The sequence below is a fragment of the Ensifer sp. ENS09 genome (genome assembly GCF_014852425.1).
Lineage (GTDB): Bacteria > Pseudomonadota > Alphaproteobacteria > Rhizobiales > Rhizobiaceae > Ensifer.
On sequence record NZ_JACVBP010000004.1, the window covers coordinates 20,584 to 46,771 of the forward strand.

Below are 26,188 nucleotides of genomic sequence, written 5' to 3' on the forward strand. Positions count from 1 at the left end.
AAAAGTCATGGCCTTGCCGGAAATGATCGGTCATGATCGCGTCCGTGGCCGGCAAGGCCGCCATCGATACCATTGCATCGAGGGAGTTCTGATCGTGAGCAGCCTGCCCGCCTCCTCCGAGCCTCGCCTGACCTCGCTTGCCCATGGCGGCGGCTGCGGCTGCAAGATCGCGCCGGGCGTGCTTCAGGAAATCTTGCGGGGGCGCGTCCAGCTGCCGTTGCCGCCGGAGCTGCTGGTCGGCATCGAAACGTCCGACGATGCGGCAGTCTATCGCCTCAACGATCACCAGGCGGTGGTCGCCACCACCGATTTCTTCATGCCTGTTGTCGACGATCCCCACGATTTCGGCAGGATCGCCGCGACCAATGCGATCAGCGATGTCTACGCAATGGGCGGCACGCCGATCTTTGCGCTGGCACTCGTCGGCATGCCGGTCAACGTGCTGTCGACCGAAACCATCGGCGCCATCCTCGACGGCGGCGCGGCGGCCTGCCGGGCGGCCGGCATTCCGATCGCCGGCGGCCACACGATCGATTCCGTCGAGCCGATCTACGGTCTCGTCGCGATCGGCCTCGTCGATCCCGCGCATCTGAAACGCAACAACGGCGCCCTTGCCGGCGACGTGCTCATCCTCGGCAAACCGCTCGGCGTCGGCATCTTTTCCGCGGCGCTGAAAAAGGGCGCGCTCGATGGGGCCGGCTATGCCCGCATGCTTGATAGCACCACCCGGCTGAATACGCCGGGACCGGATCTCGCGCGGCTTTCCGGCATCCATGCCATGACCGACGTGACAGGCTTCGGCCTTGCCGGCCACGCGCTCGAAATGGCGCGTGGATCGAATTGCCAGGTCCGGATCGACTGGTCCGCCGTTCCCCTTCTGGAAGGTGCTTTCGATCTCGCTGCCGCCGGTTTCGTCACCGGCGCATCCGGGCGGAACTGGGCAAGCTATGGTCAGGACGTGGCCTTTGACCGCGAGATGGGCGCGATCGACAAGGCGCTGCTTTGCGATCCGCAGACGAGCGGCGGCTTGCTCGTCGCCTGTGACCGGTCCTCCGCGCAGGACGTGCTCGGCCTCTTCGGCAAGCACGGCTTCGGCGCAGCGGTGATCGGGGAAACGGTGGCCGGCCCGGCGGGGCTGGTGGTCGCTTAGGCTCTGGGTCTCACCCGGCGACTGTCGAGTCTGGCCGCCTCTGCCTGGCCCAATACCTCACGTCGAACAGAGTGGCTGCAACGCCTTTCGCCGGGACGCGTTACTCCCGGCGATGATCGCTATGTTGCGGCCGGGTTGCTTTGACAGCAGGCCATGATGGTGCCCCTTTGTCCCCGGCTATTGCTCGGCGGACCGGAGGGCGCCGGCATCGTATACGACCTCGCCGCCGAGCAGGGTGAGATGGTCGCCGTTCCCTTCGAGGACGGGGAACTTCGGGCCGTTCTTCGCGTGCCGAGCGGAGACGGCAGACACCCGCTGGCGCTGATCATCCCTGGCTCGGATTCGACCAAGGAAGAATCCGGCCTTCGAGCGGCATTTTCATGCCCGCGGCGTTGCGACCCTATCGCTCGACGGCCCCGGCCAGGGCGAGGGCCGTTCGATGGGTGCGCTGCGTCCGGATATCGGCCCGGCCGTCGAGGCGGCCCTCCGATCGGTGGCGGCGCATCCGCGCCTGTCGGGCAAGGTCGCGCTCGTCGGCATGGCCTTCGGCGGCTTTCTCGCGCTACGCGCTGCCGCTTCCGTGCCGACGCTTGCCGGTGTCGTCTCCATCAACGGCTTCTTCGATCTCGGCGGGTTCTGGGATGCGCTGCCGCAGGTCTATCGCGACAACATGCGCTTCTCGCTCGGCGGCGCGGACGTTCGCGAACGGGCCGACCGTTTCACCCTGGCGCGCTGCCCGCCGCCGACTATCCGGGCCCTCATCCTTCACGGCGGACGCGACAAGATCTTCTCACCCTCCGAGGCGGTAAAATGCGCCGATATCTGCGTGCGCGGCGCCGAACTGCACGTCTTCGAGGATGGCAACCACGTCTGCAACAACATCCCCTGGCTCTATCGCCCGCTTGTCGCCGACTGGGTGGCAGAGCGATTGGGCGCGTGACCGCCAAGTGTGGCGTTACGCGTCCGGCAAGGTGAAGACGGCGCACGGCGCTGCGATGCCGCGCAAGGAATGCTCGCCGAGCGGCAGCAGCGGCATCGACGTGGCCTCAGCGACGGCACCCGAAATCAGCACGGAGCGGCCGAGCGGCCGGCACAGACCCTCCAGCCGGCTGACGAGATTGACCGCCGGGCCGATCGCGGTGAAGTCGAGCCTGTCGGCGGCGCCGATATTGCCCCAGAGAATGTCGCCGAGGTGCAGGGCCACGCCGAAGGAGAGCGGCGGCAGCCCTTCGGCCTGCCGTGTCTCGTCGAGATGCGCCATTCCGGCGCGTGCGGCGGAGACCGCGCGCAGCGCCGCATCGCAGGCTTCGCCCGGCGAACCGCTCACCGGAAAGATCGCCAGGACGCCGTCGCCGATGAATTTCAGCACCTCGCCGCCAAAGGCGTGGATCGCGCCGGCGAGGCGATCGAACCAGGCGTCGAGGGCGGCGATCACCACGGCCGGTTCCGATGTCTCGGACAGCGCCGTGAAGTTACGCAAATCGGCATAGAGCAGGGCCGCCCGAATGGTTTCGCCGGTGCCGCGGGTGAGCGCCCCGGCGCGAACGCGGGCGGCACTGCGGCGGCCGAGATAGGCGTCGAGCAGGGCGGTCAGCGCTGCCCGCTCGGCAAGAACCGCCAGGGGCGCGACGGCAAAGCGCTCGACCTCATGAAGCCGCGCCGTCTCTTCCGGGTCGAACGGGCGGCTCCCGGCCCAACTGAGGCGCGCGTGTTCCCTTCCCAGTTTGGCCGATGGTTGCAGCACTGGTCCGAACCCGGCCAGCCACTCTTCACCCGCCCGGTCGGAGACGGCGCCGGCAAAGCCCAGGCTCTCGATCACCACGCCGCTCTCGGCCCGCCACAGCCAGGTGCGGCGCGCGATGATCGGGTGTGGCACGGCGAGTGTAAGGGCGCCGGCCGCAAGCGGCAGGCCATCGGCGACGAGCCGGCGGCCGAGGTCGGACAGGAAACTGTCCGGCTCCGGCGAGGCGCTCGCCTCGTCCACGAGCCAGGCAAGGGGGACGGACAAATCCATGCTAGAGAGGATAGGGCCGCGCCCCCTGCCGACAAGCCCCGTTCTGCCGCCGCGCTGAGCGCAAAACTGGGGCGAGCGGTGGCGCCATCCGCCATGGCGGTCTATGATTGCGGCGCCCGCAGAAGGCTAGCAATCCGCGGGCAGGCCAATCAGCAAAGGGAAGACCGATGCCAGAAGCCCTCGTCGTCCGTCGCGAAACACAGATCCCGGCGCCCCCCGCCGCAGTGTTTGCTCTCTTGACCGACCCGGAAAAAATCCTGCGCTGGATGGGAACGGAGGCCGACACCAAGGCGGAGCCCGGTGGCCTCTACCTCGTCAACGTGACCGGCGCGCGTTTTGCCCGCGGGGCTTTCCGCGAGGTCGTGCCGGTGCATCGTCTCGCCTACAGCTTCGGCTGGGAAGGCAGCGACATCGTGCCGCCCGGCTCGAGCCTGATCGAGATCGACCTGATCGAACAGCCGCCCGGAACATTGCTGCGCCTTACGCAAACGGGCCTGCCCAGCGCCGAACAATGTGCCGGCCATGCGGAAGGCTGGACGCATTATCTGGAGCGCTTGCGCCAAGCGGCCTCCGGGCGCGATCCAGGCCCCGATCCCTGGCTCGGCCGCGACGGTGCGGCTTGATGACGACGTCTCTTGATTAAAAACGCCTGGCCCTGAAGGCTTGACGACGGCGTTGGAATGCCATGTTGATTCAACGGGATTGGCGCGAACCTGCTTTTACATCCTATTGATGCCGAATCAGGACGTTAGGCGGGGCGCGCCACGAGTGGTGCGCCGGCTGAACGCGCCGGAACATGTATGAATTTACCCGGGGTGGGAGCGAATGGACGACAACAACATCATCAAGTTTGAACGACCAAAGCCGAAAAAGGAGGCGAAGCCGACCAGACCTGTGCCGCGGAAGGCGTTGATTTGGCTGGCTGTGATTGCGGCCCTGGTTGCGGTGTGGTCGTACTATCAGTTTATCGCGCCGCCGAGCATGCCGGGCTAACAAATCTTCCGGCCGTCCGAGGGTGATCGCACGAACTTGCGGTCCACCACCGCCTTAGCTCACTTCCACATGGAGCGCATGCGGGCGCCGACGTCGATGCGGATCTGCTTGGCGCTTCGCTCGCTGGCGCTTGCCGAAATCTTCGGCCAACTGCTCGTCTCGAAGAATTGCAGCAATGTCGCTGGGATAAAGCGGGTTCGCGAGGCGTAGACATGCCGGTCGCCCTGGGCATTCTGACCGTGGGTGAAGAAGCGCTGCGGCGTCACCAGGGACAGATGATCGCGTGCCCGTGTCATGCCGACATAGAGCAGCCGCCGTTCCTCCTCGAGTTCGGCGGTCGTGCCGACCCCGAGATCGGACGGAATGCAGCCGTCGACGACGTTGAGCATGAAGACCGAGCGCCATTCCTGGCCCTTCGCCGAATGGATGGTCGACAGGATCAGATAGTCCTCGTCGAGCAGCGGCACGCCCGCCTGGTCGCTGGTGGCATCGGGCGGGTCCAGGGTCAGCTCGGTCAGGAAACGTTCGCGGTTCTGGTAGCCGCCGGCAATCTGCTCGAGCTGCAGCAAGTCGGCCTTGCGGGTATCGGCGTCTTCATGGATCCGGTCGAGATGGGGCTCATACCAGGCGCGCGCAGCGCCAATCTCCTGCGGCCATCCAGGCTCGGCCCGTCGCAGGCCGGACACCAGATCGACGAAGCCGGTCCAGTTCTCGCCGGTCTTGGCGGGAGGTGGGATCTCTGCAAGGGCTGCGAGCGGTTCCGGATCGGCGGCGATCGCATCGAGGATCTTTCCGGCGGTCTGCGGGCCAATACCGGGTAGCATCTGCAGCAACCGGAAACCGGCGACGCGGTCGCGCGGGTTCTGCGCAAAGCGCAGGACTGCGAGCAGGTCCTTCACATGGGCGCTGTCGAGAAACTTCAGGCCACCGAACTTCACGAACGGAATGTTGCGCCGGGTGAGTTCGACTTCGAGCGTTCCGCTGTGGTTGGACGAGCGGAATAGAACCGCCTGCTGCTTCAAGGCGATGCCGATCTCACGGCCAGCGAGAACCTGCTCCACGATATAGGCCGCCTGATCCGCTTCGTCCTTGACGGCGACGAGCAACGGTCGTTGCTCCGATTGCCTGTCCGTCCAGAGGTTCTTGGTAAACCGCTCCCGCGCCAGGCCGATCACGCCGTTTGCGGCAGCGAGGATCGGTTGCGTCGAGCGGTAATTCCGGTCGAGGGTGATGACGTCGGCGGGCTCGGGCGAAAAGGCGTTCGGGAAATCGAGAATGTTGCGAACCGTTGCAGCCCGGAAGGAATAGATCGACTGGGCGTCGTCGCCAACGACCGTCAATCCGTGGCCCCCGGGTCTGAGCGCCATCAGGATCGAGGCCTGCAGCCTGTTGGTGTCCTGATACTCGTCGACAAGAACATGATCGAAGCGTCCGCCGACATCGTCGGCAAGCTCCGGATCGGAAACCATCTGCGCCCAGTAGAGCAGGAGATCGTCGTAATCGAGCACGTTCTGCGCCTGTTTGGCATCGACGTAGGCCGCAAACAGCGCCTTGAGCTGTTCGTCCCAGCCGGTGACCCAGGGATAGGCCGTCTTCAGCACGTCGCCAATCGAGCTTTCGGAGTTCACGACGCGCGAATAGATCGAAAGGCACGTTCCCTTGGTCGGGAACCGGCTTTCCATCTTCGAGAAGCCGAGCTCGTGGCGCACGAGGTTCATCAGGTCGGCGCTGTCTTCCCGGTCATGGATCGTAAAATCCGGGCCGAGACCGATTTGTTCGGCATAGATGCGCAGGATCCGGGCGCCGATGCCATGGAAGGTGCCGGCCCAGGAAAGCGCGTCCGTCATGACTGCGGCATTGTCGCCAAGAACCTGGCGGCAGATGCGCGCGACCCGGCGGGTCATCTCGGCTGCTGCGCGTCGAGAAAAGGTCATCAAGAGAATGCGACGCGGATCAGCCCCGTTGACGATGAGATGCGCGACCCGGTGGGCGAGCGTATTCGTCTTGCCGGAGCCAGCGCCGGCGATGATGAGGAGCGGGCCGCCGACCTGCCCTTCCGGCAAGCCGATACCGTGCTCGACCGCTTCGCGCTGGCGGTCATTGAGTTTTTCGAGATAGGCGGCGCTCATGCGTTCCCGTTCGTTTTCGTCGCACTCAGTCACAGCCCGCATCGATTTGCATCGAAGAGACGGGCAGGAACAAAGAAAGAACTAGCAATTTAGCATCCAGATGAAAACCCTGCCGTCGCCGAGTTTGCGTTCTTGCAACGTCGGAATGCCACTCTTCCAAGGTTTTGATGACCTGTGAGACCGCAGATGGGGTTGTTTGCGACAGTAGGTGTAATCGGCGTCATCCACCGGCCTATACCTATGGCTGTGCGCCGCCATGAAGAACGCGCGACGGCTTGTGGCCTTATATGGTGAATTAGAAATATGCTTCGCTCCTGCGTCCACTCGAAAGAGGAAGAGCCCATGGACGAACGGAGCGTTGAAGAGACCTGCGAGGCCACCGGCTCGACCGCCGAACTGCAGGAGATTGCCCGCAAGCTGGCGTCGCTCGCCCAAGAGATCAGGTCAATTGCAGCGACCCCGCTCGGCGAGACGGTCGTATTCGAGGAAAGCGGCGATAGATCGGAAACGGCCGTGCACTGACTTCGGTGGCCGACGTCGCTTTCCCGGCGCGGGCTCATTCCTCAATTGGGGTATGGCCGTGACCTGCCTGCGCGCTTAGAACCAGCCTACGGTGGCGACCTTGGGATATTCGGGACGTTGATACGAGGCGACGCACTCGAATATCCCTTGGTGCGACAGCGGATGCCGGTGCTTGATTGTGCGGCGCGGGGGCGCTTCAGCCCGTCACGCAACTGCCTTGGATGTGATCTCGATGTAGCCGGCAAGACATAGGGCCGAGGCTAAGATGCCCGGCGTCGATGGCACGGCTTGCATTATTCTCGCCAGGAAGATGGCGCCGGCAATGAACAATCCGCCGAGAAGCAGACCGTGTTCCGCAACGGCGAGGCCGATGGCGCAGAGGTTCACGGCACTCGCAACCATGGTGAGGGGCGCTACGGCTACCGCGGCGTTCGATTGAGCTTCGAAGATGAGCCTGAAACGCGGCCAGCTGAGACCGATGGCGAGAACGAGAAACACCAGGGAGATGGCCATCAGCATGCTCCGGCGAGAGGGTGGCCGATCGATCCGGCCTGTTTGTCTCTGGCCGAAAACACGCCGCCGACGGCGATGAGGACAGGGTTGTCGTAGCCGATCTCTGCGATGCCCTCCGGGATTGTCGCGAGCGTGCCGCGCCAACTACGCTCCGTCGGACGGCTGACATCGCTCATGATCACGGCCGGTGTTTCAGGCGGGCGGCCTTCGCCGATGAGCTTTTCGGCAATCAGACTTGCCGTTCGGCCGCCCATGTAAAAGATCGCAGTGCTGCGCGCATCGGCAATACCTGCCCAGTCGACATCATCGGGCAGGCCGCCATGGCGCGAATGGCCGGTCACCAGCCGAAGCGACTGGGCGTGGTCGCGATGGGTCAACGACAGGCCGAGACGGGAGGCCATGGCGCTTGCGGCGGTGATTCCGGGGATGACGTCGACGGGGATGTTCTCGCGATCGAGATGGGAGATTTCCTCGCCGGCCCGGCCGAAGACCATGGGGTCGCCGGATTTCAGCCGCACGACGCGCTTCCCGGCCTTGGCAAGCTTGACCATCATGGCGTTGATATCTTCCTGCCGGCAGCTTTCGCGGCCGCCGCGCTTTCCGATGAGCATGCGCTTTGCCTCCCGCCGGGCGAGGTCGAGCACGTCTGAAGAAACGAGGTCGTCGAAAAGGATGACATCGGCCGCTTGCAGCGCGCGCACGGCCTTCAGCGTCAGGAGTTCGGCATCGCCCGGTCCCGCGCCGACCAAAGTCACGTGACCGATGGCGGGGGCTCCTGCGAGCCTTTCGGCATCAGCAAGAAGCACCCCGCCTACGCCCTCCTCCGGCGTATCCATGGTCGAAAAGACGTGATCGGCAAAACGTTCCCAGAAGAGGCGGCGCCGGGGACCGGGTTCGATCCGGCGGTTCACCGCTCCACGAAGAGACTGTGCCAGCGCTGCCCAGGCCTTCAGGCTTTTCGGCAGCAGCGTCTCGATCTTGCGGCGGATCGTCTGGGCGAGGATCGGGGCGGCGCCATCGGTCGAGATCGCAACGATGACGGGCGAGCGGTTGACGATCGAGCCGAACTGGAACTCGCAGAAGTCCGGCTTGTCGATGACGTTGACCGGAACGCCCGCCGCGCGGGCGGCGGCGAAGAATGCCCGCGCCTCCGCCTGGTCCTCGCAATCGCCGACGGCGAGCGCGGCACGGTCAAGATCGGCGGGCGCCCAGTGCCGGCGGTTTAGCGTGATGATGGCGGTGGGGTGTTGGGGGGTACGGCCGGCAAATGCCGCGAGCGCCTCGTCGTTCCCTTCAGCGTAAAGGTCGACGCGCGCGCCGCAGGCGGCCAGCAGCTCGGCCTTCCACATCGCTCCGTCCGTTGCACCGGCCACCACGACGCGCCGGCCCTCCAGCGCCCAGAAGACGGGCAGCTTGGCGAGCGCCTCCATGCGGGCGGGTCCGTCACTCTGCGGCTGCTGCAAGACATCCATCGATGATCTCCCTGATTTCGGCGCGGCAGGAGCCGCAATTGGTTCCGGCATTGAGCGCCACGCCGACGGCCTCGACGCTGTGGCAACCGCCGCGTACGGCCGCGACGATCTGGTTGACGCCAACACCGAAGCAGGAGCAGACGGTGGCGCCGGGATCCGGCTTGTCGGCCCCCGGACGGCCGGCGACGAGCGCGAAGCGCTTGCGCAGGTTGACGTGTTCAGCGACGAGCTGCGCGATTGCCCAGTTGCGCGCGACGGCGACCGGTTCACGCGCGAGGAAGAAGGCCGCGAGAAGCCGCGGACCATCGAAGAAGGCGAGCCTGATGTCGCCGGTCTGTGCATCCGCATAGCCGAGCGGCTCTACCCGTTGCGGGATCGCAAGAACGCGGCGGCACCAGCCGGCCCAGTCGTCCACCGGCTCGGCAAAAGCCAGTTCCAATCGCCAGCCGCCAGCCGCCTTCGCCAGCGCCCAATAGGCAGCATCCGGATCGACCGGCTTTGCCAGCGAGACAGCGAAGGCGTAGTGCGTCGCCTTGAACTTTCGCGCGGCGACCGCAACGTTCTTCGATGCCGGCTGGCCGGAAAGACGATCGGTGATCGGCGGCACGAGGACATCGATGCGTGCCTTCGCCGCAAACTGGTCGTTCCAGTGCATCGGCGCGAAGATGCTGCCGCGCGCCTGGCGGTCGGTGATGAGCGCACGTACGAACGCCTTGCCCTCAGGGCTTTCGATCTCGATAAGGTCGGCGTTGCCGACGCCGATCTCCATCGCATCACGCGGGTGCAGTTCGGCAAACGGTTCGGCGATATGGGCCGAGAGGCGCGCGCTTTTGCCTGTGCGGGTCATCGTGTGCCACTGGTCGCGGATGCGGCCGGTGTTGAGCGTGAACGGGTAATCGGCATTGGTGCGGTCGGTCTCTGCCGGGCGAACGGCCACGAACCGGCCTCTGCCGTCAGCGTGATAGAAGTTGCCCGCAGCGAAGAAACGGCTTTCGGCGCGTTTCCGGCCTTCCGGCTGAGGCCACTGGAAGGGCGTCAGGCCATCGTAGTCTCCGAGCGCAAGATCGGCATAGGTGCCGATGTCGAAATCGCGGCTGCCGCCGTTTTCGAATGCCGAGAGCGCGGCATGTTCGCGAAAGATCGCGGCGGGCGCTTCGTAGGCGAAAGCATCGGTATGGTCCAGGCGGCGACCGACCTCGGCCAGTTGCCACCAGTCCGCCCGGGCTTCTCCCGGTGCGGCGAGGAACGCTCGCTGGCGCGAGATGCGGCGTTCGGAATTGGTGACCGTGCCGCTCTTTTCCCCCCAGCCGAGCGACGGCAGCAGCACATGCGCGTGGCGGGCGGTATCAGTTTCTTTCAGGATGTCGGAAACCACCACGAAGGGACAGGCACGGATCGCCGCCTCGACGGCATCGGCATCCGGCATCGAGACGACGGGGTTCGTTGCCATGATCCAGAGCGCCTTGATGCGACCCTCTGCCACCGCCTGGAAGAGATCGACGGCCTTCAGCCCCGGCTTCTCGGCAATCTTCGGCGAACGCCAGAAGCGCTGGACGCGATCGCGGTCACCGGCATCTTCGATCGCCATGTGGGCGGCCAGCATATTGGCAAGACCACCGACCTCGCGGCCGCCCATCGCGTTCGGCTGGCCCGTCAGCGAGAACGGCCCCATGCCCGGCCGGCCGATGCGGCCGGTCGCGAGATGACAGTTGAGGATCGCGTTGACCTTGTCGGTGCCCGAGGAAGACTGATTGACGCCCTGGCTGTAGCAGGTCACGACCTTTTCGGTTGTCGAAAACAGCCGGTAGAACTCGCGCAACTGCATGGCCGGAAGGCCGGTCCGTTCGAGTACGTCGTCGAACGAAACACCGCCGGCTGCGAGCAAGGTCTCCGCGAAACCGGCCGTGTGCGCAGCGACATAGTTCTGGTCGACGGCATTGCTGGAAACCAGATGCGAGAACAGCCCGACAAAGAGCGCTACGTCGGCGTCGGGCCGGATCGCGAGATGCAGGTCGGCGATATCGGCCGTCATTGTGCGGCGTGGATCGATGAGTACGATCTTCAGCCCCGGTCGTTTCGCCTTGGCGGCGGCAAGGCGCTGGTAGAGGACGGGGTGACACCAGGCGAGGTTAGATCCGGTCAGCACTACCAGATCGGCCAGCTCCAGATCCTCATAGGTCCCGGGTACCGTATCCGAGCCGAAGGCACGACGATGACCGGCAACCGAGGAGGACATGCAAAGGCGCGAATTCGTATCGATGTTGGCCGAGCCGACAAAACCCTTCATCAGCTTGTTGGCGACGTAGTAGTCCTCGGTGAGCAACTGGCCGGAGACGTAGAAGGCGACCGAATCCGGCCCGTGTTCGGCGATCGTTTCCGCAAAGCGGTCGGCGACGAGGTCGAGCGCTTCGTCCCAGCCGGCCCGGCGCCCGTCGATCTCCGGATGCAGGAGCCGACCGTCGAGGTCGAGGGTCTCGGCAAGTGCGGAACCCTTGGAGCAAAGCCGTCCGAAATTGGCGGGGTGGTCAGGATCGCCGCGAACGGCAACGGCTCCTTGCTCGCTCACGGTCGCGATCACGCCGCAGCCGACACCGCAATAGGGACAGGTGGTCTTGACCTCCTTCTCCATGGTCATTCCGCCGCAATCAGCAGGCTTTCGAGCGCGATGAACAGTGCACCGCCGTCCACGCGCACCGGAATGGTGCGCACCGCGCCTTCGTCGGCGCCGAGCGCCTTGCCGGTTTCGAGCGAGATCGCCCAATTGTGCAAGGGGCAGGTCACGGCCTTTGCGTGGACGATGCCTTGCGACAGCGGTCCGCCCTTGTGCGGGCAATGGTCCTCGATGGCGAAGACCTCGTTTTCGGCTGTGCGGAAGACGGCGATCTTGCCCTGAGGCGTCTTCACGCAGCGCGCGCCTCTGAGCGGAATGTCCGAGATGTCGCCGATCGGGTGCCAGGTCATGTTCATCATCTCACTCCGCAGCTTGGGGGAAGCCGACCGTCGCCATCGGCCGGAACTCGTGTTTGTCCTTGCCGGAGACGCGCTCCGACCAGGGGTCGACCTGGGCAAATTTCTGGCTGAAGACGAAGCGGTCGTAGTAGGCCTTGCGCTTATCCGTATCGGCCATGATCTGGCGGCGGATCTCGTCGAGCCCGATGCGTTTCGCCCACTTGTAGATGCGCTCGAGATAGCGGGCCTGCTCGCGGTACATTTGCGTCAGCGCCACGATGTGTTCCAGCGCCTCGTCCTCGCTTTTCACCAGGCCAAGTACCTCGGTGCCCTTGATGTCGAGCCCGGCAGCACCGGCGAAATGGATCTCAAAACCGCTATCGACGCAGATGACGCCGATGTCCTTGCAGGTGGCCTCCGCGCAATTGCGCGGACAGCCGGAAACCGCCATCTTCAGCTTGGCCGGCGTCCAGGAACCCCACATGAACTTTTCGATGCGAATGCCGAGGCCGGTCGAATCCTGCGTGCCGAAGCGGCACCAATCCGAGCCGACGCAGGTCTTCACCGTGCGCAGACCCTTGGCATAGGCCTGGCCGGAGATGAAACCGGCCTTGCCGAGATCGGCCCAGACCGCGGGCAGGTCTTCCTTTTCGATGCCGAGCAGGTCGATGCGCTGGCCGCCGGTCACCTTCACCAGCGGAATTTCGAACTTGTCGACCACGTCGGCAATCGCCCGCAGCTCGCCGGAATTGGTGACCCCGCCCCACATGCGCGGCACGACGGAATAGGTGCCGTCCTTCTGGATGTTGGCGTGAACGCGCTCGTTGATGAAGCGCGACTGGTAGTCGTCGGCATATTCGTCCGGGAAATCGCAGACGAGGTAGTAATTGAGCGCCGGGCGGCACTTGGCGCAGCCGCAGGAGGTTTTCCACTCCAGTTCCTGCATGACCGCGGGAATGGTCTTCAGGCCCTTGGCCTTGATCAGCCGGCGTACGTCGTCGTGGCCGAGTTCGGTGCAGCCGCACATCGGCTGGACGGCGGCCGGACTGTAGCTCTCGCCGAGCGTCAGCGTCATCAGCTGTTCGACAAGGCCAGTGCAGGAACCGCAGGAGGCCGATGCCTTGGTATGGGCGCGCACCTCGTCGAGTGACGTCAGGCCCTTGTCGGCAATCGTCGAGACGATCTTACCCTTGCAAACGCCGTTGCAGCCGCAGATTTCCGCATCATCCGGCAAGGCTGCAACGGCCGCCATAGGGTCCAGCGGAGCGCCTCCCTGGAAAGCCTGGCCGAAGATCAGGGTCTGGCGCATCTCGGAGACATCGGTCTCCTTCTTCTTCAGGTCGTTGAACCAGGCACCGTCGGAGGTCTCACCATAAAGCACCGTGCCGATGATGCGGTTTCCCTTCAGCACCACCCGCTTGTAGACGCCGGCCGTGGCGTCGCGCAGGACGATCTCCTCGCGGTCGTCGCCGTCGGCAAAGTCGCCGAGCGAGAAAAGTTCGATGCCGGTGACCTTAAGCTTGGTCGGCGTGTCGGAATGCACGAAGGAGGCGGAGCGGTCGCCCGCCAGATGGGAGGCCGCGACACGGGCCATCTCGTAAAGCGGCGCGACGAGGCCATAGACCATGCCGCCCACTTCCGCACATTCGCCAAGCGCCCAGATGCGGCCATCCGAGGTCTGCATGCCCTGGTCGACGACGATGCCGCGGTTGATCGCAAGACCGGCTTCCTTCGCAAGGCCGACGCTCGGCCGGATGCCGACGGCCATGACGACGAGCGTTGCCGGAATGACGCGGCCGTCGTCGAGCTCGATGCCCTCGACCCTGCCGTTGCCGACGATCGCCTTGGTATTGGCCTTGCAGATGATCTTGATGCCGCGGCCTTCCAGCTCCTTCTCAAGGAGGTAGCCGGCGGCCGGATCGAGCTGACGGTCCATCAGCGTCGGCATCACGTGAAGAACGGTGACATCCATGCCGCGGCCGGCAAGGCCGGCGGCGGCTTCAAGGCCAAGCAGGCCGCCGCCGATGACGACGGCTTTTTCACGGGACTGGGCGGCGAGCAGCATGGCCTGCACGTCATCCAGGTCGCGATAGGTGATGACACCGGGCAGGTCTTTGCCTGGCACCGGCAGGATGAAGGGCACCGACCCGGTGGCGATCACCAGCTTGTCATAGCTCTCGGTGACCCCATGGTCGGAGGTCACGGTTCGGGCATCGCGGTCGATCGCAACTATGCGGTGGCCCTTATAGAGCGTGATGCCGTGCTTGATGTACCAGCCGTCGCCGTGGATGATGATCTCTTCATATTCCTTTTCGCCCGACAGCACCGGTGAAAGCATGATGCGGTCGTAGTTGACGCGCGGTTCGGCGTTGAAAATGGTGACCGCGTAGCGGTCAGGCGCCTTGTCCAGCAGGTGCTCCAGCATGCGCCCCGGCGCCATGCCATTGCCGATGATGACGAGTTTCTCAGTCATGGTCTGTCCTTGTCTGTTTACGCGGCAGCAGCCGTCGGCAGGGTGGGCGCACGGCGCTCCATCTGGCGGATCGAGAGATGCATCCACAGAAGCGATGCGACGACGACGGCAAAGAGAAGCAGGAAGCAGCTCGACCAGAGGCCGGTCGCATCCTTGAGCAGGCCGAAGGCGATCGGCAGCACGAAGCCCCCGAGCCCGCCGACCATGCCGACGATGCCGCCGACCGCGCCGACATTGTCCGGGTAATAGGCCGGGATGTGCTTGTAGACGGCGGCCTTGCCGAGGCTCATGACGAAGCCGAGCACGAAGACCGTGACGATGAAGACGGCAGGCGTGATGCCGAAGCCTTCGCCGGCGGCCGGCAGCGACAGGATCAGCGTTGCCACCGCCGAGATGCCGAGCATCCAGTACATGACGCTGCGTGCGCCCTTGCGATCCGAAAGCACGCCGCCGAAGGCGCGGAAGACGCTGCCGGGGATGGAGTAGGCGGCGGCGACCATGCCGGCCACGGCGATATCGAAGCCGTAGACACCGACGAGATAACGCGGCAGCCAGAGCGAGAGGGCAACGAAACCGCCGAAGGCGAAGAAATAGTAGAGCGAGAAGCGCCAGACCTGCGCATTCTTCAGCGGCGCAAACTCCTGGAGCAGGCTGCGCTTCGGCGTCTGGCGCTCGCGGCGGCTGCGGAAGGCCGGATCATCGCTGGTCGTGAACCAGAAGACGAGCGCCGTCACGACGAGTGCTGCCGCCCAGATCTCGGCAACCGTCTGCCAGCCCCAGGCGATGAGGACGAAGGGCGCGACGAACTTCGTCACCGCCGCGCCGACATTGCCGGCGCCGAAGATGCCAAGCGCCGTGCCCTGTTTTTCCGGCGGAAAGAAGGGCGAGACATAGGCGACGCCGACGGCGAACGAGCCGCCGGCAAGGCCGATGCCGAGGCCGGCGAGCAGCATCTGTGGATAGGTCGTGGCGTAGGTGAGCAGAAAGGTCGCAAGGGCTGCGGCCAGCATGGTGAGCGTATAGACGAGGCGGCCGCCATAGCGCCCGGTCCAGACGCCGAGCAGGATGCGCACCAGCGAGCCGGTGAGGATCGGCGTGCCGACCAGCAGGCCGAACTGCGCTTCGGTCAGCGCGAGGTCCTGCTTGATGCGGATGCCGATGATCGCAAAGATCGTCCAGACGGCGAAACAGATGGTGAAGGCGAAAGTGGACATCCACAAAGCCTTGGCGGGTTCGCTGGCGGATAAAGGCTGCTTGTTCTCAGACATGGCTTCTCCGAGGCCCGACAAGGTCGTGCCGCTCCATCTTGGGGGTGAAAAACAAAAAGCCGCTGGCCAGGTATGCCCGACACGGTTTGCCCCGTGTGCGCAGTCCTGATCAGCGGCTTTGCTGGTAGGGCGCCCGTCGTTGGACGCCGATCTCTTGGCCCGAGGGCCTGCAATAAGAAAAGCAATCAGCGTGCCAGTTTTGGCAAGCTATTGATATAAAAGAAAAAGTGGAATTGTCGGCCTGGTGTCATCCCGGCGGGTGACATTCCCTGATGCAGTGCGAAGCCATTTTTTGTGCAATGCGCATAAATTAGGCGTCGCGCATTCAGTCCGCAGACTGGGCCGCGATATAGGCATCGAGGTCGTCGGGATCGAAGCGTCCACCGTCGAAGAAGCCATCGGGCCCAAGCGTCAGGGCGCCCGACGATCCAACCGGGGTTTCCACGGTCAAAGCGCCTTCCACCTTGGCGCTTGCCGACGGCATGGCGATACCAAGGTGCTTCAGGGCGGCGCGGTAGATGTCCGGCCGGTAGGTTTCCGCGGCGATGCGCTGGCGCTCTGCCGTATGCTCGATCTGCCGCCAGCGCACCATCTGGCTGTAGAACCAGAGGGCATGGCTCTTCCAGGGGAACGTCGCTGCCTTGGCGTTCGGAACGAAGAAGTCCCTGACGGCCCGGACCTCACCGTTGCCGACCGGCAGGTTGCCTTTGAGGGCGGGAAGAAGCAGTTCGACATCGCGCCCCACATAAGCAGGCCTTGCCAGAAGGGTCGCGAGCGCCTCGTGGTTGTCCGGGCGGGCGCACCAAATTGACGCCTGGTGAAGCGCCACGAGCAAGGCGGCCATCGCCTCCGGGTTGGCTTGCCCCCACCGGGCGTTGACGCCAAGCACCTTTTCCGGGCTCGACCGCCAGATCGCTGCCTTGACGGTGGCGAGATGCGCGCCGCGGCGAAGCACGCCGAAGGTGTTCCAGGGCTCGCCGGCGCAATAGCCGTCGATCACGCCTTCGGCGAGCGCATCGCCCATATCGGGCGGCGGCAGCACGACGATCTCGATATCACGGTCCGGATCGATGCCGCTCGCCGCCAGCCAGTAGCGCAGTTCGTAATTGTGCCCGGAATAGGGGTGCACGACGGCAAAGCGCAACGGCGCGCCTGTCTGCGCATCGATCGCCTTGCGCAGGGCTGCACCGTTCGCGCGCGCATCGAGATCCGTGGTCGCGCCGTTTTCCGCCATCCTTTGCCAGAGCGCCGGAGACACCGTCACCGCATTGCCGCCGAGACCCAGCGCCATCGGCACGATCATTTCAGGCGCTGGCACATTGAGACCGAGATTTCCGGCGATCGGCATCGGCCCGAGAATATGCGCGACTTCGACATGGCGAACCGCAAGCCGGTCGCGGATGCTGGCCCAGGAGCGTTCGCGCAACAGGGTCAGTTCGATCCCCTGTTCCTCGGCAAAGCCCATCTCGCGGGCGACGACGAGCAGCGCACTGTCGAGCAGCGGCACGAAACCGGCGGTGATGGCGTGGCGCGTCGTCATTCCTTTCCTCCCGGATCGAGCAGGCTGGCGGCGGTAACGAGGCTTTGCGCGATCTCGACGATCTTGCGGTTCTGGTTCATCGCCGTCCGCCGCAGCAGCGCATAGGCCTCTTCTTCGGAAAGTCCCCGCGAGCGCATCAGCAGCCCCTTGGCGCGATCGATCACCTTGCGGTTTTCCAGTTCGCCGCGTGTCTCCTCCAGTTCGCGGTTGAGGCGGGAGAAGGCATTGAAGCGGCTGATCGCCATTTTCAGGATCGGGCGCACCCGTTCCTGCTTCAGGCCGTCGACGATGTAGGCAGAGACCCCGGCTTCGACCGCCGCCTCGATGGAGGCCTCGTCGGACTTGTCGACGAACATGGCGATAGGGCGCCTGACCGCGCGCGAAAGCTGGAACATGCTCTCCAGCATGTCGCGGTTCGGGTTTTCGAGGTCGATGACGATGACGTCGGGATTAAGATCGGCGATGCGTCGTGCAAGACCATGCATGTTGTCGATGACGGTGACCTGGTCATAGCCCGCGTCGCGCAGCCCGTCCTCGATGATCGCGGCGCGGATGCGGTTCTCGTCGATAACCAGGACGTTTAGTCTGCTGTGCTGCATGCCACGACCGCATTCTGACCGAGCTTGACCTGCCGTGTCGGCTCTTTTTGCAATGCAGCATGGCCGGTCCGAAAGCAAGGACGATCTTTCGGATGGTGCTCACGCACAGCCGGGACTCCCGCGATCCTCGGCGAAGATCGGCTTTGCCGCGGCGCGAAGGTCGCGCCACGGCATTGAGGAGATCAAGCACTTCCACGGTCCGTGGAAGTGCAGACAGAACGCATTTCAGGCTGCAATGAGTTCGTCGGCTGGGCCGAAGAATTCGTAGTGGACCCGCTCGCTGGAAACGCCTTCCCGGGCAAGAGCCGGGACGAGCGCCCGAAGGAACGGTTTGGGGCCACAGAGATAGAATTCGGCATTGGCGATGGGCGTGTGGTTGCGAAGCCATTCCGCCGTGATGAAGCCATCGAAGTCGTGCGAAAGCCCCACGGCGTCCCCGTTCGCCGGCGCGCTATAGAAGCTGCTGATCGTGATCTTGCCATGGGCATCGGCGAGTTCGCGAACATGCCGATCCATGGCATGCGTGCCGCTGTTCAGCGCGCCGTGGACGAAGTGCGCCTCGAGGTTTGGATGTTCCTCGGCGATCGTCTCGAGAATGCTGACCATGGGTGTCAGTCCGACGCCGCCCGACAGCAACACGACCGGTGCCGCCGGCGCGTCGGGAAGGAAGAAGTCGCCAGCCGGCGGAGTCGCGCTCAAGACGGTGCCGACGGTTGCCAGATCGTGGAGATATCGCGATCCGCCTTGCCCCTGCGCTTCGCGCTTCACGGAGATGCGGTAGAAGCTGTCGTTCGGGCCGCTGGAGATCGAGTAGTTGCGCTTGATTTCCAGGCCATTGTCCAGCTGGAAGCGAAACGTCAGATATTGGCCGGGCCTGTGGCGCACAACGCGACCGCCGTCCTTGGGTTTCAGGATAAACGAGGTGACGACGTCGCTTTCGCGAACTTTTGAGGCGATGACGAAATCTCTCCAGCCGTTCCATCCGCCCGAGCGCGCCACCAACTCGTCGCGGATGGTGGCTTCGCGCTCCTTGAGAATGTCGGCCAGGAACCAATAGGCCTCGCCCCATGCGTTAAGGAGCTCAGGGGTCGCCGCGGTTCCGAGCACATCCTCGACGGCGGCGAGAAGAGCCGTGGCAACAAAGGGATAGTGCTCGGGGAGGATGTGGTAGCCGATATGCTTTTGGGCGATCCGTTCGACCACCGGGCCAAGCACGCCGAGATTATCGATATTCTGCGCGTAGGCGAGAATGGCGGCCGCAAGCGCGTTCACCTGTGAACCGCCTTCGCCCTGATTGGCGTGGTTGAACAGCGCGCGGATGTGATCGTCTTGGAAGAGGCGGGCATACATGCTTTTCGTGATGTCCGCTCCATGGGCCGCGAGCGCCGGAGCGCTGGCCTTCACGGTCTGGACAGTCTCGGGGGAGAGTGGTTTCGGCATGATCTTTCCTTTCGGTGGGACGTATCAGTGAGGGCAGGTTGGTGATCTCGGAAATGCATCTGGCATTTCGATGGGCCGGTGATCGGGGGCTGTGTCCCAGTGCCTAGCGGCAACGCATGCCGCGCTCGAAATCCCGTTGATGCGGGCTTCGCCGTAGAAGTCTTCGACGATCATTCTGATCTCAGTTCCGACTGCCGTTCGCGCGGTCATCGCAAATGACCCTTAAAGATGTATCTGAAATGCATCTATTCGCTCGCGATCAAAGATGCTAATAAAATGCATGTTTTTTGAACGGACTTTTTGACGCAGACCCGCGATGAGGCTCACGAAATACACCGACTATGCGATGCGCCTGATGATCTATCTGGGCTCACAGCCGGCGGGGCTCAGCTCCATCCGGGGGATATCCGATACCTTCTCGGTCTCGCAGAACCATATGATGAAAGTGGTTCAAGACCTCGCGAATGCAGGGTTTCTCGAGGCCGTGCGCGGCCGCAACGGCGGTATCAGGCTTGCAAGGGCTGCAAACGAAATCAATCTCGGCGCTCTTCTTCGCCACACGGAGGAACTGTCGGATCTGATCGACTGCCGGGGTTGCCTCATCGCACCCGCCTGCAGCCTGCCGTCCGTCCTTTCGGAAGCCACGGCCGCCTTCGTCGCGGTCTTCGACAAGTACACGCTCGCGGATCTCGTTGAGAAGCGCTCGACGCTCGGCGCGCTCCTCGGTTTCAGGGCGGCCGTGCCGGGCGAAGACTGCACCTTGTGATCAAGGGATCTGCGGCCCGCGCGATAGATCGCTCCTCGCTCAAGGTACAACAGCGCGCCGGCACTCCAACGACCCGTCGCGGGCCAACTGCGCCGCTTTGCTTTGGGGGCGGATCTGGCCGTGGCCGGAGCCCGCCGTAGCATCAGATCGGCAGCAGCGCGTCCGGCTTGACGTCGCCGACCGAGGCGTAGGTGTGCGTCTCCCGGACGCCAGGCAGGGGCAGGATGACCCGTTCGAGAAAATCCTGGAACAGCGACATGTCGGCAATGCGCGCCTTCACCAGATAATCGAAGCCGCCGATCACCATGTGGCATTCCAGAACTTCAGGTGCCTTTGCGACCGCCTCGGAGAAGCGCTCGAAGATATGCGGGGCGGTATGGTCGAGGCGCACCTGGATGAAGACGACGGTGCCCCGGCCGATCTTCTTCGGATCGAGGATCGCGCGCACGGCCCTCACATAACCCTCGCGGAAGAGGCGCTTGACGCGCTGGCTGGCGCCGGTCGGCGACAGGCCGACCCGGCCTGCCAGTTCAAGCGTGGTGCGCCGGCCGTCTTCCTGAAGCAGCCTCAGCAAGGTTCGGTCGATGGCGTCGAGACCAGGAATTTCATTATTCACGCAAAATGACCCTCAGTAGAGTGAATCTCACGCAGTGTAGCTGCAGTCAGCATATTCAGACGCGCTGAATGCGGCAATACCATGCGCATGTCGCAGGCGGAGAATGAGGGGGTGAGCGCCATGGCTGCAAGCGCTGATGATATGACGTTCGATGACAGTGCCAGTCGCCGGCGGCTCGCCATCCTCGCAGGGTTGGCGGTCGTCGCCATCACCACCGTCCAGTTTGTCGCCGCAAGGTTCAGTCTGCGCACGCATCTGACGCCAGCCGACATCGTTAGCCTGCGGTTCTCGGGCGCTGCCCTTGCGTTCCTGCCGGTGCTCCTGGGGATCGGCGTACCGAGGCTGAGCCAACTCGGCTGGCGGAAGGCCGCTGTGTTTGCGCTGTTGACGGGGCTGCCTTACCCGCTGATCATCAATCAGGGACTGGCGCTTGCGCCAGCGGCCCATGCGGCCGCGCTCTCTCCAGCCGTAATCGTCTTCTTCTCGTTCCTGTTCTCGCGCGTCGTCTTCAAGGACAAGGTCTCCGGCGTGCGCCTTGCCGGTATCGCCACGGTCATTGCCGGCCTTCTGCTGTTCGTCGTCCAGTCGGGCGTTGGGGACGGGGAAACGCTGCGCGGCGATCTGTTGTTTGCCGTATCGGGGGTCATGTTCGCGGCCTATGCGGTGTTGGTGCGGCTATGGTCCGTCGATGCGGTCACGGCGACGATCGCTGTCGTCTTCTTCTCTTGCCTGCCATTGCCCTTGCTGCACATCCTGGCGCCGAGCGGATTTGCCACCGCCCCGTTCGCCGAAATCGCTACGCAATTCGTCATCCAGGGCTTTCTCGCCGGAGCGCTCGCGAGTGTTCTTTACACCTATGTCATCCGTCAATTGGGCCCGCAGCCTGCGTCGCTGTTCATGCCGTGCGTCCCGGTGACGACGACCGCGGCGGGCGTCGTCGTTCTCGGTGAAGTTCCGACGCTGCTTCAGGTCCTCGCCATTGCCGTCATCACGTTCGGAATGGTCTTCCCGATCCTGAAAAGGACGTAGCCCGGGCCAGTGGCTGGCCTACTTCTGCGCCTGTTCGGCCGGCATCGGTTTGACCGGTGCGCCCGGGAAAATCTTCTGCAGGTTTCCGGCGATCACCTGGTCGCCCTCCGAAACCCCTGACGTCAGGCCGATGAGATCGCCGCTCGTCGGCCCGAGAGTGACGAGCCGCTGCTCGACGGTTTCCCCCTTACCGACGACATAGATGTACTTGCCGAGCTGGCTTGAGCCGAGCGCCGTTTCCGGCACCATCAGCACGTTGGTTTCGTCGCGGATCTTCAGCCGGACGCGAACATATTGGCCGGGCAGCAAGGAGAGATCCGTGTTGTCGATTGTCACACGGGCGACGACCGTTCCGGTGTTGCCCTCGACGGTGTTGTTGATGAAGCTGAGCTCTCCGCGATAGCGCGGTTCCTTGTCGCCGGGCAGAAGCACTTCCGCCTCGACCTTACCCTTTGCCCGTGCCTTCTGGATGTCGGCGAGCTCCGTTTCGCTCGGGTTGAAGGAGACATAGATCGGCGAAAGCTGCACGAGGTTGTTGAGCGGCGTTCCCGCGGTGTTGCTGACGAGTGTTCCCTCCGGCGCCTGGTCGCGGCCGAGACGGCCGGCAAAAGGCGCGCGGATCTCAGTGTAGTCGAAGTTGATCTCGGCGGTGCGCACGGCCGCCCGCGACATGGCAAGTGCGGCCTCGGCCTGATGCACCGCGCTCTGGCGCTGATCAAAGCTGTCCTTGTCGAGATAGCCCGTCGTGGCGAGTTCGTTGCCGCGGTTGAGGTTGGAGCGCAGATAGGCGAGAGACGCCTCGTCCCGCTCGACCTGGGCCTTCGCCTGATCGAGCGCTGCGCCATAGTCGCGTGCGTCGATCCGGTAGAGCAGGTCGCCTTCCTTCACGTCCGAGCCGTCGGGTGCCGCCTGCGCTTCGATATAGCCCGTGATCTTGGCGCGCAGCGTCACGTTGCGGATCGCTTCGGTGCGCGCCGAATAATCGAGATAGATGGGAATGGTTTTCTTGACGACCGAGGCGACGGGAACGGGCACAGCCTGCTGCGGCGGCCCCATCGCCGCGCCGGCGTCGCCGCCTTTCAGCTCGAAGCCGCCGTTCTTGTAGTGATAGGCCGCAGCAAGGGCAGCGACCACGACCACTGCGGCAAGGACCAGTCTCGAACCACGCATGTCAGGCTCCAATACCTATTCCGCCGCCTCCGGCTCTTGACGCTGGCCGATCGGTTGCGAGGACGTGCCCTCGCGCCATTTTTCGATGACCGCGTAGAAGACCGGGACGAAAATGAGTGTGAGGATCGTTGCCGCCAGCATGCCGCCGAAGACGGTGGTGCCGATCGACTGGCGGCTGGCGGCGCCGGCGCCTCTGGCATACATCAGCGGCAGCACGCCGAGGATGAAGGCAAAGGCCGTCATCAGGATCGGCCGCAGTCGCAGCCGCGCCGCTTCCGCGGCGGCGGCGACCACGTCGAGCCCTTCCTCGCGCCGCCGTCTTGCGAACTCGACGATCAGGATGGCGTTCTTGGCGGCAAGTCCGACCAGCATCACGAAACCGATCTGCGAATAGACGTCGATCTGCATACCGCGCAGCCACAGCGCCGAGAGCGCACCCAGGAGCGCAAGCGGCACCGAAAACAGCACCATGAAAGGCATCGACCAGCTTTCATACTGGGCGGCCAGGATCAGGAAGCAGAAGACGAGGGCGAGCGCAAAAACGAGCGCGGCGATCGAGCCTGCCCGGATCTCCTGATAGGTAATGCCGGTCCATTCGAATGTGTAGTCCCTGGGCAGCGTCGTTTTTGCCACCCGCTCCATCGCCGCTACTGCCTGGCTCGAGCTGAAGCCGGGCGCTGCCGCGCCGTTGATCAGCGCCGAGGGGTAGTTGTTGTAGTGGGTGATGGTTTCCGGGCCGACCGTCGGCTTGAATGTTCCGAGCGTGTTGAGCGGCACCATTTCGCCTTCCGTGTTGCGGACATACAGGCGTGACAGATCCGTCGCCGAGGCCCGCGCACCCTGGTCTGCCTGCAGCGTCACGCGGAAGGTTCGGCCGAAGATGTTGAAGTCGTTGACATAGAGCGAGCCGAAATAGATCTGCAGCGTGCTGAAGATATCCGGCAGGCTCAGGCCCAGCAGCTTTGCCTTGTCGCGGTCGAGGTCATAGTCGAACTGCGGGCTCGAGGTGCTGAAGGTGGTAAACAACTGGTAGGGATTGATTTCCGGCTGCTTGCGCGCCTCGGCAATCAGCGCCTGCGTCGCTTCGTTCAGCGCCTCGGCGCTGCGGCCGGCAAGGTCCTCCACCTGGAACTCGAAGCCACCGGTGGCACCCAGCCCCTGGATCGATGGCGGGTCGAAGGCGAGCACCAGCGCGTCCGGGATCTGCAGCAGTTGCGGCATCACCGCCTCGCGCAGCGCCGAGGCCCCCTGTTCGGGTGGCCGCTCGTCCCATGGCTTCAGCACGGCGAACTGCACTGCCGAGTTCGACTGGGCGGCGAAGGACAGGAAGTTGAAGCCGACGACCGAACCGACGAAATCGACGCCGGCGGTGCCGCGCAGGATCTCTTCCGAACGCCGCGCGACGGCCTCCGTGCGTTCGAGCGAAGCGCCGTCGGGCAGCTGGATGACGACGAAGAAATAGCCCTGGTCCTCGACCGGCAGGAAGGTCGAAGGGATGCGCTGCCATAGCGCGTAGGTCGAGGCGATCGCGGCGAGGAAGACGGCAAACAGGGCCCAGCGCCAGCGCACGAGCCCGGCGACGCTGCGCGCATAACCGTGTGACAGCGCATGAAAACCGCTGTTGAACCAGCGGAACAGCGCAAAACGCGGCTCGCCGCGATAGCGCAGGAACGCGGCGCTCAGCGCCGGACTGAGGGTCAGCGAATTGAAGGCGGAGAAGGCGACGGAGATCGCGACGGTCAGCGCAAACTGGTTGTAGAGGCTGCCGGCGACGCCCGGGATGAAGGCGACGGGGATGAAGACGGCAAGCAGCACCGCGGTCGTGGCGATGATCGGCCCCGTCACCTCCTGCATCGCCTTTTTGGTGGCCTCGAGCGGTGGCAACCCGGCCTCGAGCTGGCGTTCGACATTTTCGACGACGACGATCGCGTCGTCGACGACAAGCCCGATGGCGAGCACCATGCCGAGCAGGCTCAGCATGTTGAGCGAGAAGCCGAAGAGATACATGACGACCAGCGTCGCGATCAACGAAACCGGAATGGCGATCGTCGGGATGATCGTCGTGCGCAGGTTTTGCAGGAAGATGAAGACGACGAAGACGACGAGGGCGAGCGCCTCGAGCAGCGTGAACACGACATCCTTCATCGCCGCCGAGACGAAACGCGTGGTGTCGTAGAACATGTGGTAGGCGATGCCCGCGGGGAAGCGCTGCGACAGCTCGTCCATCTTCGCCTGCACGCGCGCCTGCAGGTCGAGCGCGTTGGAGCCCGGCGCCTGGAAGACGGCAAGCACGACGCTTTCCTTGCCATTGAAAGTGACCGACGAGGAATAGAGCAGTGCCCCGAGTTCGATGCGCGCCACATCGCGCAGCCGCGTCGTCGCCCCCGTCGTCTGGTCGGCGCGAAGCACGATGTCGCCGAACTGCGATGGGTCGCTCAAGCGTCCAAGCGCGTTGATCTGCATTTCGAAGGGCGTTCCGGCCGGCGCCGGCGATTGCCCGATCTTGCCGCCGGCAACCTGGATGTTCTGCTCGGCAATGACGTTCTGGACGTCGACGGCGGTAATGCCGAGATTGGCCATGCGATCCGGATCCAGCCAGACGCGCATCGAATAGCGGCGCTCGCCGAACAGCTGGACGTCGCCAACGCCCGGCAGGCGTTTCAGCGGGTCGAGGATCTGCAGGTAGGCGTAGTTGCTGACGGCGGCGAAATCGACCGAATTGTCGGGCGAATCCAGGCTGACGAGCACGGTGAAATTGGGGATTTGCTTGGCGATGGTCACGCCCGTCTGGTTGACGAGGGCCGGAAGCGAGGAGGCGGCCTGCGAGACACGGTTTTGTACGTCGAGCGCGGCGACGTCGATCGGATAGCCCACTTCGAAGGAAATGATGATGCGCGACGAGCCGTCGTTCGAGCTGGTCGAGGTCATGTAGAGCATGCCCGGCACGCCGTTGATCTGCTGTTCGAGCGGCGTCGTTACTGTGTCGGCGACCACCTGGGCGCTGGCGCCCGGATAGTTGGCGGCAACGACGATCTGCGGCGGCGTCACGTCGGGAAACTGCGAGATCGGCAGCAGGAAGTAGCAGATGCCGCCGGCAAGCGTCATGATGATGGCGATCGCCGATGCGAAGATCGGCCGGTGGATGAAGAAGTCGATCATGGGGCCGATCCTATGGGAGCGCCACCATCGCAGCAGGCAGCGGGGCAGAAACTCGGCATGCATGTGCGCGCCGCGCGGACCTTGCGGTCAGCGACGGTCTTCCCAGCCTTCAGCCCATCCAGCATGCGCATCGTAAGGCTCCAGCACGAGATCATGACGGGCCGGTCCGGCCCTAATCACGACGACCAAATCACGAGCGTTATCGAATTTTAAAAGTCTCTGCGGTGTGCGCTCTGGCTAAAAGACGCCTGACGACCGCGCCCACCGACACTGCGCATAAAAATTTTTCTGCTAGTTACCGCCGCCGTTTCCGGAAGAGCTTTTCGCGGCAAGTGGCTGCGCCACGATATGCCGCGCTGGCGAAAATGTTACTGGTCGGTAACATC

The 26,188-nt window shown here is 64.2% G+C and carries 21 protein-coding genes; 7 read left to right on the plus strand and 14 right to left on the minus strand.

Annotated features, from left to right (window positions below; genetic code table 11):
* Positions 1-103 precede the first annotated feature (103 nt).
* Together selD and IB267_RS33165 are read left to right on the plus strand one after the other, a co-directional pair.
* Positions 104-1,150: a selenide, water dikinase SelD gene (gene selD, locus IB267_RS20585; RefSeq protein WP_246810806.1), complete on the plus strand. Its 1,047-nt coding sequence runs from the start codon at positions 104-106 to the stop codon at positions 1,148-1,150.
* 439 nt (positions 1,151-1,589) lie between these two features.
* Complete coding sequence (locus tag IB267_RS33165; protein ID WP_210335949.1) at positions 1,590-2,090, plus strand: S9 family peptidase; 501 nt, start codon at positions 1,590-1,592, stop codon at positions 2,088-2,090.
* Positions 2,091-2,105: 15 nt separating this feature from the next.
* Here IB267_RS33165 and IB267_RS20595 read toward each other — a convergent pair whose 3' ends face one another.
* Positions 2,106-3,164 carry an adenylate/guanylate cyclase domain-containing protein gene (locus tag IB267_RS20595; RefSeq protein ID WP_192449333.1) on the minus strand — a complete coding sequence of 353 codons (1,059 nt, stop codon included), beginning with the start codon at positions 3,162-3,164 and terminating at the stop codon, positions 2,106-2,108.
* Positions 3,165-3,331: 167 nt separating this feature from the next.
* On the opposite strand from IB267_RS20595, the gene IB267_RS20600 reads away from it, so the two are divergent.
* Positions 3,332-3,787 (plus strand): SRPBCC domain-containing protein, encoded by a 456-nt coding sequence (locus IB267_RS20600; RefSeq protein WP_192449334.1) that lies wholly within the window; start codon positions 3,332-3,334, stop codon positions 3,785-3,787.
* Between the two features lie 202 nt (positions 3,788-3,989).
* Positions 3,990-4,157, plus strand: coding sequence for a hypothetical protein (locus IB267_RS20605; protein ID WP_192449335.1), 168 nt, complete (start codon positions 3,990-3,992; stop codon positions 4,155-4,157).
* A gap of 59 nt (positions 4,158-4,216) precedes the next feature.
* On the opposite strand, the gene IB267_RS20610 is transcribed toward IB267_RS20605, so the two are convergent.
* A complete protein-coding gene (locus tag IB267_RS20610; protein WP_192449994.1) occupies positions 4,217-6,286 on the minus strand; it encodes an ATP-dependent helicase in 2,070 nt (689 codons plus the stop codon).
* Between the two features lie 342 nt (positions 6,287-6,628).
* Between IB267_RS20610 and IB267_RS20615 the strand changes: the two genes are divergently transcribed.
* Entirely contained in the window at positions 6,629-6,808 is a 180-nt protein-coding gene (locus IB267_RS20615; RefSeq protein ID WP_192449336.1) for a hypothetical protein, read from the plus strand.
* Between the two features lie 204 nt (positions 6,809-7,012).
* Here the strand turns inward: IB267_RS20615 and IB267_RS20620 are convergent, their stop codons facing one another.
* The 9 genes from IB267_RS20620 to hmpA form a co-directional block, all read right to left on the minus strand.
* Positions 7,013-7,321, minus strand: coding sequence for a hypothetical protein (locus IB267_RS20620; protein WP_246810778.1), 309 nt, complete (start codon positions 7,319-7,321; stop codon positions 7,013-7,015).
* Positions 7,321-8,793 carry a siroheme synthase CysG gene (gene cysG, locus IB267_RS20625; RefSeq protein ID WP_192449338.1) on the minus strand — a complete coding sequence of 491 codons (1,473 nt, stop codon included), beginning with the start codon at positions 8,791-8,793 and terminating at the stop codon, positions 7,321-7,323. The genes IB267_RS20620 and cysG overlap by 1 nt, the downstream gene beginning before the upstream one ends.
* Positions 8,765-11,422 carry a nitrate reductase gene (locus IB267_RS20630; RefSeq protein ID WP_192449339.1) on the minus strand — a complete coding sequence of 886 codons (2,658 nt, stop codon included), beginning with the start codon at positions 11,420-11,422 and terminating at the stop codon, positions 8,765-8,767. The genes cysG and IB267_RS20630 overlap by 29 nt, the downstream gene beginning before the upstream one ends.
* Positions 11,423-11,424: 2 nt before the next feature.
* Positions 11,425-11,760 (minus strand): nitrite reductase small subunit NirD, encoded by a 336-nt coding sequence (gene nirD / locus IB267_RS20635; RefSeq protein WP_371742599.1) that lies wholly within the window; start codon positions 11,758-11,760, stop codon positions 11,425-11,427.
* Between the two features lie 4 nt (positions 11,761-11,764).
* Positions 11,765-14,215 carry a nitrite reductase large subunit NirB gene (gene nirB, locus IB267_RS20640; RefSeq protein ID WP_192449340.1) on the minus strand — a complete coding sequence of 817 codons (2,451 nt, stop codon included), beginning with the start codon at positions 14,213-14,215 and terminating at the stop codon, positions 11,765-11,767.
* 17 nt (positions 14,216-14,232) lie between these two features.
* A complete protein-coding gene (locus IB267_RS20645) occupies positions 14,233-15,483 on the minus strand; it encodes a nitrate/nitrite transporter (protein ID WP_192449341.1) in 1,251 nt (416 codons plus the stop codon).
* A 325-nt stretch (positions 15,484-15,808) separates the two neighbouring features.
* A complete protein-coding gene (locus IB267_RS20650) occupies positions 15,809-17,023 on the minus strand; it encodes a CmpA/NrtA family ABC transporter substrate-binding protein (RefSeq protein WP_192449342.1) in 1,215 nt (404 codons plus the stop codon).
* A complete protein-coding gene (locus IB267_RS20655; protein ID WP_192449343.1) occupies positions 17,020-17,622 on the minus strand; it encodes an ANTAR domain-containing response regulator in 603 nt (200 codons plus the stop codon). The genes IB267_RS20650 and IB267_RS20655 overlap by 4 nt, the downstream gene beginning before the upstream one ends.
* Before the next feature lie 225 nt (positions 17,623-17,847).
* Positions 17,848-19,062 (minus strand): NO-inducible flavohemoprotein, encoded by a 1,215-nt coding sequence (hmpA, locus tag IB267_RS20660; protein WP_192449344.1) that lies wholly within the window; start codon positions 19,060-19,062, stop codon positions 17,848-17,850.
* A gap of 316 nt (positions 19,063-19,378) precedes the next feature.
* On the opposite strand from hmpA, the gene IB267_RS20665 reads away from it, so the two are divergent.
* Entirely contained in the window at positions 19,379-19,828 is a 450-nt protein-coding gene (locus tag IB267_RS20665) for an Rrf2 family transcriptional regulator (RefSeq protein WP_192449345.1), read from the plus strand.
* 142 nt (positions 19,829-19,970) lie between these two features.
* Here IB267_RS20665 and IB267_RS20670 read toward each other — a convergent pair whose 3' ends face one another.
* Positions 19,971-20,444, minus strand: a complete 474-nt coding sequence (locus IB267_RS20670; protein WP_371742600.1) for an Lrp/AsnC family transcriptional regulator — start codon at positions 20,442-20,444, stop codon at positions 19,971-19,973.
* 120 nt (positions 20,445-20,564) lie between these two features.
* Here IB267_RS20670 and IB267_RS20675 point away from each other — a divergent pair, with 120 nt between their 5' ends.
* Complete coding sequence (locus IB267_RS20675; RefSeq protein ID WP_246810779.1) at positions 20,565-21,473, plus strand: DMT family transporter; 909 nt, start codon at positions 20,565-20,567, stop codon at positions 21,471-21,473.
* A gap of 18 nt (positions 21,474-21,491) precedes the next feature.
* Here the strand turns inward: IB267_RS20675 and IB267_RS20680 are convergent, their stop codons facing one another.
* Together IB267_RS20680 and IB267_RS20685 are read right to left on the minus strand one after the other, a co-directional pair.
* Positions 21,492-22,643 (minus strand): efflux RND transporter periplasmic adaptor subunit, encoded by a 1,152-nt coding sequence (locus IB267_RS20680; RefSeq protein WP_192449346.1) that lies wholly within the window; start codon positions 22,641-22,643, stop codon positions 21,492-21,494.
* A 15-nt stretch (positions 22,644-22,658) separates the two neighbouring features.
* Positions 22,659-25,802 carry an efflux RND transporter permease subunit gene (locus tag IB267_RS20685; RefSeq protein WP_192449347.1) on the minus strand — a complete coding sequence of 1,048 codons (3,144 nt, stop codon included), beginning with the start codon at positions 25,800-25,802 and terminating at the stop codon, positions 22,659-22,661.
* Positions 25,803-26,188 lie beyond the last annotated feature (386 nt).